At 32.7% G+C, this 12,758-nt stretch carries 11 protein-coding genes; all 11 read left to right on the top strand.

From position 1 onward, the window contains the following. The 11 genes from asnB to IE051_RS09005 all read left to right on the top strand — a co-directional run bounded on the left by asnB (position 1) and on the right by IE051_RS09005 (position 12,754). Positions 1 to 1,857, top strand: a complete 1,857-nt coding sequence (gene asnB, locus IE051_RS09055; protein ID WP_189360466.1) for an asparagine synthase (glutamine-hydrolyzing) — start codon at positions 1 to 3, stop codon at positions 1,855 to 1,857. Continuing rightward, positions 1,833 to 2,963 carry a glycosyltransferase gene (locus IE051_RS09050; protein ID WP_189360465.1) on the top strand — a complete coding sequence of 377 codons (1,131 nt, stop codon included), beginning with the start codon at positions 1,833 to 1,835 and terminating at the stop codon, positions 2,961 to 2,963. The genes asnB and IE051_RS09050 overlap by 25 nt, the downstream gene beginning before the upstream one ends. Before the next feature lie 4 nt (positions 2,964 to 2,967). Continuing rightward, positions 2,968 to 4,056 carry an acyltransferase family protein gene (locus IE051_RS09045; RefSeq protein ID WP_189360464.1) on the top strand — a complete coding sequence of 363 codons (1,089 nt, stop codon included), beginning with the start codon at positions 2,968 to 2,970 and terminating at the stop codon, positions 4,054 to 4,056. A gap of 1 nt (position 4,057) precedes the next feature. After that, positions 4,058 to 5,239 carry a glycosyltransferase family 4 protein gene (locus IE051_RS09040; protein ID WP_189360463.1) on the top strand — a complete coding sequence of 394 codons (1,182 nt, stop codon included), beginning with the start codon at positions 4,058 to 4,060 and terminating at the stop codon, positions 5,237 to 5,239. Between the two features lie 5 nt (positions 5,240 to 5,244). Continuing rightward, the gene (locus tag IE051_RS09035; RefSeq protein ID WP_189360462.1) at positions 5,245 to 6,303 is read left to right on the top strand and encodes an exostosin domain-containing protein; all 1,059 of its coding nucleotides are present in this window, start codon (positions 5,245 to 5,247) and stop codon (positions 6,301 to 6,303) included. Between the two features lie 11 nt (positions 6,304 to 6,314). Continuing rightward, positions 6,315 to 7,643, top strand: a complete 1,329-nt coding sequence (locus IE051_RS09030) for a glycosyltransferase family 2 protein (protein WP_189360461.1) — start codon at positions 6,315 to 6,317, stop codon at positions 7,641 to 7,643. A 3-nt stretch (positions 7,644 to 7,646) separates the two neighbouring features. Then, entirely contained in the window at positions 7,647 to 8,174 is a 528-nt protein-coding gene (locus IE051_RS09025) for an LbetaH domain-containing protein (protein WP_189360460.1), read from the top strand. Beyond that, entirely contained in the window at positions 8,174 to 9,214 is a 1,041-nt protein-coding gene (locus tag IE051_RS09020) for a glycosyltransferase (RefSeq protein ID WP_189360459.1), read from the top strand. Before IE051_RS09025 ends, IE051_RS09020 begins: the two co-directional genes overlap by 1 nt. Next, a complete protein-coding gene (locus IE051_RS09015; RefSeq protein WP_189360458.1) occupies positions 9,214 to 10,329 on the top strand; it encodes a glycosyltransferase in 1,116 nt (371 codons plus the stop codon). Before IE051_RS09020 ends, IE051_RS09015 begins: the two co-directional genes overlap by 1 nt. Positions 10,330 to 10,428: 99 nt before the next feature. Further along, positions 10,429 to 11,772: an O-antigen ligase family protein gene (locus IE051_RS09010; protein WP_229796768.1), complete on the top strand. Its 1,344-nt coding sequence runs from the start codon at positions 10,429 to 10,431 to the stop codon at positions 11,770 to 11,772. Beyond that, a complete protein-coding gene (locus tag IE051_RS09005) occupies positions 11,744 to 12,754 on the top strand; it encodes a glycosyltransferase family 4 protein (RefSeq protein WP_189360457.1) in 1,011 nt (336 codons plus the stop codon). The genes IE051_RS09010 and IE051_RS09005 overlap by 29 nt, the downstream gene beginning before the upstream one ends. The last annotated feature ends 4 nt before the right edge of the window (positions 12,755 to 12,758 follow it).

Genomic DNA, 12,758 nt, shown 5'->3' with positions numbered 1-12,758 from the left:
ATGTGTGGTATACATGGTGAGTTTTTTAATAAAAGGAGTTTGACTCCAAAAGAGCAATTTCTTGTTTTTAATGATAAGAATTATCATCGTGGGCCAGATTTAAGTGGCTATTGGTCTAATAGTAGGAACTGTCAGTTAGGTTTTAGACGTTTATCTATACTTGATCTTTCCGCACTAGGAAACCAACCCATGAAGTCCCAAAATGGAAAATATGTAATGGTTTTTAATGGTGAGATTTACAATTTTGTAAAATTAAGAGAAACCTTAGTAAACCATGGTTATATCTTTAAGACAACAACAGATAGTGAAGTTTTAGTAAATTGCTTCGAACATTATGGAGTTTTAAAGACGCTCGACTTAATAGACGGCATGTTTGCTGTAGCACTATACGATACTGCAAAAGATAAATTAATTTTGGCCAGAGATTTTGCTGGTATTAAACCCCTATTTTATAGTTTTAAAGCAGGTCAGCTTGTTTTTGGTAGTCGTTACGATCAAATTTCAAAACATCATTTAAACAAGGACGCTAAAATTGACAAGCGCGTTTTAAAAACCTATCTGGCTAAACACTATGTGCCTGCTCCTTTAGGTATTCTTGAAAATACATATCAAGCGGAACCTGGTCAGATTGTTGAGGTAGAACAAGGCCAATTAAAGAAAACCTATTACTGGAGATTACCTGAAAAAATAGATGAGGCCGATTTGATTACAGATAAAGATGAGGCCTTAGAACTTATTAAAACGTCGCTTAAGGATGCGGTTTCGGCAGAATTGATGGCTGATGTACCACTAGGAAGTTTTTTGTCTGGAGGTATTGATTCACCATTAATTACGTATTTCGCTAAAAAACTTAAACCAGATGTAACAGCTTATAGTATAGGAAGTGATAGTGTTAAGCATGACGAATCTGAAGACGCTAGCGCATATGCAGCATTGATTGGTTGTGATTTTAACATTGATAACTTAGACTCCAAATTGGTTTCTAAGTTTTTCTTGGATGCGATGGCGCACTTAAAGGAACCTTTTGCCGATTTCTCACTTATCCCTGCCTATGCTTTAACAAAAGGAGCTAAAAAAAGAAGTACAGTAATGCTTTCTGGAGATGGTGGAGATGAATTGTTTTTTGGGTATGAACGTTTTTATTCTGTTATAAAAAATCTGCCTTATAAAAAAGTGCCTTTAAAGTTGAGATATTTCTTTTATGGTTTGGACAAGGCATTATTTAGAAATAAGCATGTAAATAGTTGTTTTTTGAGTTCTAATTTATCAAAGGCTCATGAAAACCTGCATTCACGCTTTAGGCCCGAAAAGATTCATGCCACTTTTCCTAATTTGAATGATATTGAGCTATATGATTTGGCATGCTATGATTATAAAAATTCATCAAAAATTTTGGACATGCTTCATGAGATGCGTAAGGCTGAGTTCTATGATATGATGCAAAAAACACTAACTAAGGTAGACCGGATGAGTATGGCTAACTCACTTGAAGTAAGAGTGCCTTTTTTGAAAAAATCTTTTATTGAAACGGCATTAAAGATCCATCCAAATTTATCTTATGGAGCGAATAAAAAGAAGCAAATTTTAAAGGATCTATTAAGATCAGTACTACCAAAATCACCTATTAATAACGTTAAAAGAGGTTTTTCTGTGCCTTTAGGTCAATGGATAAGGGAAGATTTAAAACAGGTCATTTATGATGCCATATTTGAGGATGGCTTTATTAAGACCTTTGAAATAGATAAAATAGCACTTAAACATATTTGGGATGCCCATCAAACAGGTGGTAAAGACAATAAATGGTCCATATTTACAATATATTCTTTAGCAGCATGGCACGACGATCTAAAAAAATAAAAATTCTTTTTACTATACCAAATTTTGATACTGCTGGTAGTGGAAAAGCACTTCTAAAAGTAGCTCTAGGTTTAAATAAAGATCTTTTTGAACCTCATATCTGTTGTATGCATAAAAAAGGAGCGTTTTTTAAAGAGGTTGAAAAAAGTGGCATTCCTGTTCATGTGTTTGAATATACAACTTTAATGAAACCTTATGTAAAGGGAATTATGAGATGTTTTCAGATAAGTAGGGTATTCAAAAAAATTAACCCCGATATCATTCATAGTTTTCATTACGCGGCAGATTATTCTGAGGCCCTTGCTGCAAAACTGGCGGGTATTAAATGGGTGTATACTAAAAAAAACATGAATTGGGGCGGTCGCTCCAAAAACGGATGGTTGCTGCGCTCTAAATTGGCAACGCGTATTTTAGCTCAAAACACGGATATGATTTCGGAGTTTTTTTCTAAATTTAATTCCGTTGACTTGGTGCCAAGAGGTGTAGATATCAATGAGTTTTTTCCAGCTGAAGTTAATAGTAACAAGGATTTTGAACCATACGGTATCCTAGAAAATGATAGGCTCATTATCTGTGTAGCTAACTTAGTACCGGTTAAAGGAGTAGAGTTTTTAATTAAGGCTTATATGCGACTTCAGCAGAAAACTGATGGTTGGAAATTATTGATTGTTGGTGATTATAACAATGATTATGGTAAGAGTTTATTAGAGTTGGCTTCAAAACAAATAGAATCGAAACATATTGTTTTTACAGGAAAGGTCTTGAATGTTAAGGGTTTTTTACACCGCTCTGAAATTTTTGTATTACCTACACTGGATAAGGGTAGAAAAGAGGGCTCTCCAGTGGCAATTCTTGAAGGAATGTCTTGTGGTTTAAATGTTATTGCATCAGATATCCCTGGTATTAGAGATCAATTAAAAGGGTTTCCTAATCATATTTTTAAAGCTGGTGAATTGGATGCTTTAACAGAGCGGTTAAGTATAGCAGTGAAGAATTCTGTCATAGAAAATAGATTAAAAGGAGAAGCGTTTGTTAAACATGTTCACAACCATTATACATTAAAACATGAAATACAACATACAGAAGCCGTGTATTTAAAATGTTAATTTTATGAGCTCATATACTAGAATACCGTCTTTAGATGGCTTACGTGCGGTATCTATACTGTTGGTGCTTATTGGCCATGCGTATGGACATTACTTTAAAGCTTATATAGATCTTGCAAATTTGGGAGTGCGCATGTTCTTTGTAATATCAGCATACCTCATAGTTGGTATTTTGTATCAAGATGTTCAAAAAAACAGGTTTTCAATTAAATGGTTTTATTTTAAAAGATTGATGCGAACATTTCCAGCATTTTATACGTATTTAGCGGTGATTCTAATTTTACTTGTAGGTGTTGGTTTTTTTGAACTCAATCAATTTTGGAGAGCTCCACTCTTTTTAGAAAATTACCACCCAAGATACTTATGGAAATATCAACAATGGTTTGTTGGACATTCCTGGTCTTTAGCCGTAGAAGAGCAGTTTTATATATTAATAGCATTCTTGTTTTACTTTTATAATAAAAGTAAAATTTCTAAGAATGGATTGATACTAATATTGTTTGCTTGTATGATTATTGCACCCATGGTAAGAAGTAGTTATATGATTATTGGAGGGATACCAAAGATATTGACAGGTTCAATTCATAGATCGTTTGAGACTGTGGTAGATTCCCTTGCCATTGGAGGACTTCTGGCTTTAGTGTCTTCCAAAACTATTGGTGAATATAAATGGGTAGGTTTTTTTAAACACAAAAACGGATATTTATTTTTAATTATAATAGCAATACAATTTTTAAACAGTTCCTTTGTAAGAGAGCTATTTGGTTTGAAAATTAGGTTTGTTTATAATCTATTTGGTTTGTCCATAATTAATGTTTTACTCGCTGTAATTGTATTTAATAGTATAAATTTTACAAGAAGGACAATGTATGTTCATCTGTTAAATTCAAGGGTAGTTGTATTTATTGGTATGTTAAGTTATTCCATATATTTATGGCAACAAGTATGGTTGTATAAATGGGATTTTCCTATCTATTGTAAAGGTATTGGAATACTAGGTTCGTCCTTAGTCTCTTACTATCTCATAGAAAATAAATTTATGAAATGGAGAAATCAAATACTTGTTAAAACTAATAGAAATAAAAAAGCATAATATGAAAATTGCGTTAGTGCTTTCTTCAACCCCAGCATATTCGGAAACCTTTTTTCGTTCAAAAATAAGAGGCTTACAGATAAGTGGGCATCAGGTTTTATTAATTACGGCAAAAAAAGATGTAAACTTTGATTTATGTGAGCAGTATGTGCATCCAAAAGTTTATAAAAATAAAGTTCTACAACTTATTATGATGATAAAGGTGTATTTAGGTTTAAGTTTTTATATTAAAAATGTTCTGAATTACTTTAAATCAGAAAGAGAAGAACATACACCTTTTAAACGCATTCTTGAGAAAATATACATAAATGCGTCGTTGCTTAAGCTTAACGTAGATTGGTTACATTTTGGCTTTGCTACAATGACTAAAGATCGAGAATTGGTAGCACAAGCTATTGGCGCTAAAATGGGTGTAAGTTTTCGAGGTTTTGATATTAATGTGTACCCACTTAAAAACGCAGATTGTTACACAAAGTTATGGAAGCATGTTGATGCAGTACACAGTATTTCAATAGATTTATGGCAAAAGGCATGCGGCTTAGGTTTACTTAAAACAACACCTTACCAAATAATAGCTCCTGCAGTAGATAAAAGTATAACGGCCAAAGAGGCTAAGGTAGAACAGGGTAATGCTCCAGTTGAAATTATTACTATTGGACGGTTGCATTACATTAAGGGTATAGACTTATTAATAGAGACAGCGAAACGCTTGAAGGATTACGGACTCGTTTTTAAGTGGCGCATTGTGGGTGGAGGTGATAGCTCTGATTTTGAGCGTTACCGTTACCATATTTATCAGTCTGGATTGAAAAACATAGTTGTTTTAGAAGGAAAAAAAATACACGAAGACAGCTTAATACTTTTAGAACAGGCCAATTTATACGTACAAACTAGTTATGACGAAGGATTTTGTAATGCGCTTTTAGAAGCGCAGGGCAAAGGCAAAATTTGTATTGCCTTTAATGTGGGAGGTATACCGGAAAATATAATACATGGAAATACCGGTTTTTTAGTTGATAAGGTTTCATCGGATGCTTTAATGAGTCAAATTATTAAAACTATAGCTTTACCTTTACAAGAGAAAAAAACGATTTCGAAAAATGCCGTTAATAGGGTGAAACGAGAATTTACTTTAGAGAATCAGCAACAGGCTTTTTTAAACTTCTACAACGCTTTTATCTAGTATTTATGTTAAAAATTTATTTTGATAACTCACATTATGACGCTAGGTTTAGAGGTCAGTTGTTCCCTCTTTTAAAGCCCTTTCTTAAGGTACCAAACTTTACGGATAGTGAGCGTATTGTAACTTATGGTGTTTCAGAACAAGATTATCTATTGGTAGATAGTTTAGCGAAATCTGATATTGCTGTATTAACCATGTCGTGGGATTATTATGCCCAACAAAAAAAAATGGATTTAGCAAATCTGTTTATTAATGAAGTAGCAAAACTTGATAAAATAGTTTGGACAGTAAGTTTAGGAGACTTAGGTTATAAATTACCACTTTATGAAAATGTCCTTGTATTTCGCATGAGTGGTCTAAAATCAAAATTGCCGACCACTCATAAAGGTATGCCGGTTTTTATTGATGACCCATTAAAAAAACAGTTTGACCAAGATGACATATTTCCTATATCATACAACAAGACACCTACAGTTGGTTTTTGCGGTTATGCTGACAATGATAAAAAGGAAGTCATTAAATATACGGCCAAAGAATATTTGAAGAAAGGAGTTAATAGTTTTAGAAAACAACCCTTTGAAAGGCAACCTATATTTGTGGCGCCATTAGAGCGATTTAAGTTATTGAGAATCTTTGTTGAAGCTCATGTAATTAAGAGTTCTTTTATTTATAGAAAGAAATACCGAGCAGGAGCAAATACCGAAGTATTAAGAAAAAAAACTACCCTAGAATATTTTAATAATATAAAACAATCGCAATATATATTGTGTATAAGAGGGGCTGGTAATTTTTCAGTACGTTTTTATGAAACTTTGGCTATGGGTCGTATTCCAGTTTTTATAAACACCGATTGTTTAATGCCTTTAGAGCATATCATTGATTGGAAAAAGCATGTGGTTTGGTTAGAGGCGCATGACAGGGATAACGTTGCTCAAAAAGTTTTAGCTTTTCACAAAGCTTTATCAAAAGATCAATTTGAGAACATCTGCAGAGGTAATAGGAAATTATGGCAAGATAAATTGAGTTTAGGAGGGTTTTTTAAACTACAAAAATTAAAAAATTAGAGAGAATTAATATGCCTTTTAAGTTTTTAAAATATATACAGCCAACACATTATTTCAGATTAAAAAGCCGATATGGTAAAACAGTTTTTCCAAAGGTAGAGCATTTGCCCAAAGCAATACTTGATCGATTAGAGGTTGATAATAATTATAAAAGTAAGTTGGCTAGAGATTATGATTTATCCTGGCAAGCCATCCAAAAAGGATACATTGGAGATGGAGAAACTTATACCGATTTTGAAAGGTTACCTGTGGTTGATGAATATCGATTTATTCGCAAAAATTTTCATGCCTTCTGGGTGATTCATGTATTAGTATTACGCTTATTAAGTTTTAAAAACCCGTTTGTTGAATTATCGGCATTCTTTAAAACAACAGATGTAAAAAGGAACCACATTGTAAAGGGAGCATTTCCTTATGATTTGTATGATACTTTTAAGTCTCCGTTAATTGAAACAAACCCCTTAATTAGTGTTATTATACCCACACTTAATAGGTATGATTATTTAAACGATGTTTTAAAAGATTTAGAAAATCAAACATATTCTAATTTTGAGGTTATTGTGGTAGATCAATCGGATGCATTTGATAGTCGGTTTTATGAATCGTTTAACCTAAGGATTCAATTAATTCATCAAGAAGAGAAGGCGCTTTGGTTAGCAAGAAATACGGCTATTAAAAAATCTAAAGGCGATTTACTTTTATTGTTTGATGATGATTCTCGTGTCGCTTCGAACTGGATACAGGAACATATAAAAACGTTGGATTATTTTCAAAGCGATATGTCTTCTGGGGTCTCTATTTCTAAAGTAGGAGCAAAGGTTCCTGATAATTATACTTTTTTTAGAATAAGTGATCAATTAGATACAGGAAATGTATTAATAAAAAAGGAGGTTTTTAAACAGATTGGACTATTTGATAGACAGTTCGAAAAACAACGTATGGGTGATGGAGAATATGGCTTAAGGGCCAATTTATTTGGGTGTTTAAATATTTCTAATCCCAAAGCAGAGCGTTTACATTTAAAAGTAGGAAGCGGTGGCTTAAGAGAAATGGGCAGTTGGGATGCTTTTAGAACAAAAAATATATTTTCACCTCGACCAATACCTAGTGTATTATACCTCTATAGAAAATATTTTGGAATAAAATCGTCTTTATTTGCCTTACTAAAAACAGTACCTATTTCGCTCGTGCCATACAAGTTTAAAAATAATCAAAAACTATTAATTTTAGGATACTTGATATTAGTATTGTTGTTTCCTTTAATTTTCTTCCAGATTTTAAAATCATGGAAGTTGTCTTCAATTAAATTAAGAGAAGGCGCAAAAATTGAAAAACTATAAGGTATGATCCAATTAAAGTTTTTATCCCAGGATGTTCTGAGACTAATTGGTAAAAGAAAAGTGAGATATCTTTATTTTTTCTTTACTCGAGGTTTTGCTGGTGTTTTATTATACCGCATGGAGCGACTATGTTATCTGATTTTTAAAGATTTGTATCCAGGGATTAGATTGCTTTTTCTTCCTATTATTCTATTGTTTCAGTCTTATTCGAATATAGATATACATTATAAGGCTAATATTGCAGGTGGATTGTTAGTTTTACATCCTTCAGTGGGTTGCGTTATTTCTGGACAAGCCATGATAGGGAGTAACTTGACCGTTACAGGAGGCAATGTAATAGGCATTAATAAATCAAAAAAAGGAATTTTTAGCATTGGAAATAATTGTACGTTGGGCGCTAATGCCACTATAATAGGACCATTAGTTATAAATAATAATGTTAGGATTGGAGCTAACGCTTGCGTTACTAAAAGTTTCGATAAAAGTAATATTGTATTGGTAGGGGTGCCAGCCAAAGAATTAATAGGTTAATGAAGACAACGGGGTTGAAAGTAATACATGTTATAGACACTTTAGAGATTGGAGGGGCTGAAAAAATGGCGATTTTAGGTGTCAATTCCCTGTTTGATAAGAACATCAATTCAGCATTATTGTTATTAGTTGATAGAGGTGCACTATATAATGAGGTGCATAAAGGAGTGAAGCTTTTTGAATTAAAACGAACCAAGTTGCTATCCTACCAATATTTGAATAAATGTTGTGAATTCATTAAGACTTTCGATATTGTTCATGTACACATGCGATATAATTATAAATATATAAGACTGGTACAAGTACTTTTCAATCTTAAAATAAAAGTTGTTTTACATGATCACTATGGTAGTATAGATAAAGAGGTTAGCGTCCCCATGTTTCTTAAAATTTTTAAGCCAAGATATTATATTGGTGTTAGTAAGAGTCTAACCTCTTGGGCAGGACTTAGTTTAAACATTCCCGAAAAAGGCATCTTCTTGTTACCAAATTGTATTTCGAAAAAAAAAGTTAAACATTTGGTTGGCAAGAACAAAAAAGGATTGGTGGTGGTTGGCAATATTAAGCCTATAAAGAATCAATTATTTGCCATTCAGTTGGCCCATGCACTGAATAAACATGTAACCATATATGGTAAAAATCAAGACGACGCTTACTTTGAATTATTAAAAAAGGAAATAGCCTTATTAAATTATAAGGATTATGTGCACTTTAATGACCATACCACAGATATTCAAGGCGAGTTGTATAAATATGAGTTAGCACTTCATACAGCAAAATCTGAAAGCGGCCCCTTAGTCCTCATTGAATATCTTGCCCAAAACTTAAGGTTTCTTAGTTATAGTACGGGTGAGGTCTTTAAAACTATAGGTGAAGAATATCCTGATTTATTTATGGATAATTTCGCGATAACAGAATGGAAGAGGGAAGTTTTGAAGGAGATCGAGCCTTATGATTTAAATGCCATATACAAAAACCATTTCAGTGAAACGAAATATACTCAGGACTGTATTAATATTTACTCGAAAATTATGATGTAATGAAGCTTTTAATAATATCACATACAGAACATTATACCGATAATAATGGTGTTATAGTGGGGTGGGGGCCAACCTTAACTGAGATTAATTACTTAGCTACAATTTTTGATGAAGTATATCATATTGCAACACATCTTGATAGTGTTCCCCCTCCTAGTTCATTACCTTATACTTCAAGTAACATTCATTTTATTGCAATACCTTACACGGGTGGAAAAAGATTAATAGATAAGTTTGATATAGTGTGGAACGCACCATGTACTATTTTAAAAGTATTTAAAACTCTAAAAAAGGTTGATGTATTTCAGCTTAGAGCGCCTACGGGTATTGGTGTTTATTTAATTCCAATACTCATGTTTTTTTCCAATAGGAAAGGATGGTTTAAATATGCAGGCAATTGGAGTCAAGAGAACCCGCCGTTTGGTTATGCCATTCAGAGGTGGTTTTTAAAACGACAAAAAAGAAAAGTAACCATTAATGGAAAATGGCCAAAACAACCTGAACAATGTTTAACCTTTGAGAATCCGTGCATAACAGAAAAATATCAAGATGAAGGTGTAAAAGTACTGGTTGAAAAGGAATTTAAGCCCCCCTTTATTTATTGTTTTGCTGGGCGGTTAGAAGACGAGAAAGGGGTGAGGCGAATAATAGAAGCCTTCGCTTTGCTTGAGGATAAGACAAAGGTTAAAGAAGTTCACTTAATAGGAAATGGTGAAAATATACAAGAATACAAGGTTTTAGCAAGAAAAACGGAGATTGCATTTGTTTTTCATGGGTTCTTAAATTTTAATGATGTATTTAAAATCTTTAAAAAAGCACATTTTTTCTTATTACCCTCCTCGGCATCTGAGGGATTTCCAAAGGTCATTGCAGAGTCCTTGAATTTTGGTTGTATACCTATAGTGTCGGACGTCTCATCAATTGGACAATATATAAAAAATGGTGAGAATGGATTTGTTTTAGACCCAAATACCGTAAATAATTTAAAGGACATCCTTGAAGAGATTCATAGATTTAAACCACATGAACTTAAAGAAATGCAAAGTGAACAGGCTTTAATAAAGTTATTTACATATCAGTACTACCTTCACAGAATTAAAACTGATATTATTTAATTTCTGAAATTTTAAAGTTAGGTTATACTAAATAGATAAACCATATTATTAAATATCAAGCATTATATTTGCTCAATAATTTAGTGTTTTAATATTAATTTGAAAAATAAATTCAGTTATACAGCTTTAGTTGGTTTTCACCTTTTTTTAGGAACGCTCATTTTTATCAATAAAGGTTTAGGTAAAATCTATTTTATTGCAATCTTGATTTATTTTCTGCGGAAGATAATTTTAGCATCAAATGAGGATAAGGATAAATATATCCTTATGGGCTGTGCCTATTTTGTAGGAGCCGAGGTGTTTTTTAGAATGACTAAGAGTGCGCTGTCCTACGAAGCTTGTAAGTACATTGTAATATTATTTTCTTTGATTGGCATTATATATAAAGGGGCTTCAGGACGAGCTTACCCTTACTTTATTTATCTTATTTGCTTAGTGCCGGCTATTTTTGTGGCCTCCATGACTTTGAGTTTAGAGGCTAATTTTAGAAAAAATGTTTTATTTGTATTAAGTGGCCCAATTTGTTTAGGTATTGCTAGTATTTTTTGTTTTGATCGAAAAATTTCAAGACATCAACTAGAAGATATACTGTTGTATGCTCTTTTGCCATTAATTTCCCTAACAACCTATGTTTTCTTGTATAATCCTAGTGTAAAAGATGTGCTTTCGGGAACAAGTTCAAATGCTGCGACATCAGGTGGCTTTGGGGCAAATCAAGTATCAACAGTTTTAGGTTTAGGTATGTTTATTATTGGAGCTAGAATAATTTCGGGGTCTTCAAAATTATTGGTCACTATACTGAATGTATTAATTTTTGTGGCTATTTCTTTTCGTGCAGTTGTTACTTTTAGTAGGGGTGGGGTAATTGTTGGCTTGCTATGTATTGTATTCTTTTTACTAACGTATTTTGTAAGTTCGCCAGGACGTATTAAGGGAGCTTTGTTAAAAAGAGTGGTCTTTTTTTTTACTATTATTCTAATAACATGGGGTATTAGTTCAAATCAAACCGAAGGCTTGATAGACAAACGATATGCTAATGAAAATGCTCTAGGTGTAGAAAAGGAAGATGTGACTACCGGTCGTTTTACACTTTTTATGGATGAGATTGAAGGATTTGTGAAAAATCCATTTTTAGGACTCGGCGCTAGTAGGACAAAAGATAAAAGAATTGAAGAGCAGAGAGAGAGCCTCCCAACCCATAATGAGGTGGGACGTGTTTTAGGTGAACATGGATTTTTAGGTATTGTGATTCTTCTCATTTTAATATTTACACCTTTAATATATAGGTCTCAAAATAAAAGAAACTATTATTTCTATGCTTTTTTATGCTTCTGGTTTGCTACTATTAATCACTCTTCTATGAGAATTGCAGCACCTGGCTTTATTTACGCTTTGGCCTTATTAAATATTACCAATGAAAAACCTGCTTTACATAGGAAATAACTTATCTGCTGATAATAAAACGCCAACAACAGTTGAAACTTTAGGGCGGCTTTTAACCTTAGAAGGTTTTCAGGTAAAAATGGCATCTAGTAAACCTAATAAACTAAGCCGGTTAGCTGACATGCTTCTTTCCGTTTATAGATCGAAAAATAATGTTGATTTTGTGCTTATTGATACCTATAGCACAGTAAATTTCTACTACGCTTTGCTGGTAAGTCAATTGTGCAGAATATTAGGGTTGAGGTATATACCAATTTTACATGGTGGTAACCTGCCAGAGCGATTAAAATCTTCTGAAAAGCTGTCTAAATTAGTTTTTAAAAATGCCTATAGAAACGTTGCACCATCTCTATTCACAAAATCAAGATTTGAAATAGAAGGTTATACTAATGTTATTTGTATACCTAATTCTATTGAGCTTGAAAATTACACGTTTTATGAGAGGCCTATAGATTCAATTAATTTACTTTGGGTACGTTCATTTTCTAAAATCTATAATCCAAAATTAGCTATTGATGTTTTAAAAACTTTGAAAGACGAGGGCTTTAGCTCTAAACTTTGTATGATAGGTCCTGACAATGATGGAAGTTTAGAGGAAACCAAAAACTATGCTGAAAAACTTAACCTAAATGTTGAATTTACAGGTAGGTTAACTAAAAAAGCATGGCATGATAAAGCCAAGGACTATAATGTATTCATTAATACTACAAATATTGACAATACTCCTGTTAGTGTCATTGAAGCCATGGCTTTGGGTTTGCCAGTAGTATCCACTAACGTAGGAGGTATGCCTTTTTTAATTGAGGATGGGGTAGATGGCATATTAGTAAAACCAAATAATGTTAATGTTTTTAAAGAATCTATTCTGAGGCTAACTAAGAACTCCGAAGATCCCAAAAGAATGGCTGAAAATGCTAGAAAAAAAGTTGAACAATTTGATTGGGACATGGTTAAAGAAAAATGGATTTCTCTATTGTCTTAACATT

This window comes from Algibacter mikhailovii, from assembly GCF_014651495.1.
GTDB lineage: Bacteria > Bacteroidota > Bacteroidia > Flavobacteriales > Flavobacteriaceae > Algibacter_E > Algibacter_E mikhailovii.
The sequence above is the reverse complement of the archived record's forward strand: the minus strand, read 5'-3'. Positions and strand labels throughout refer to the sequence as shown.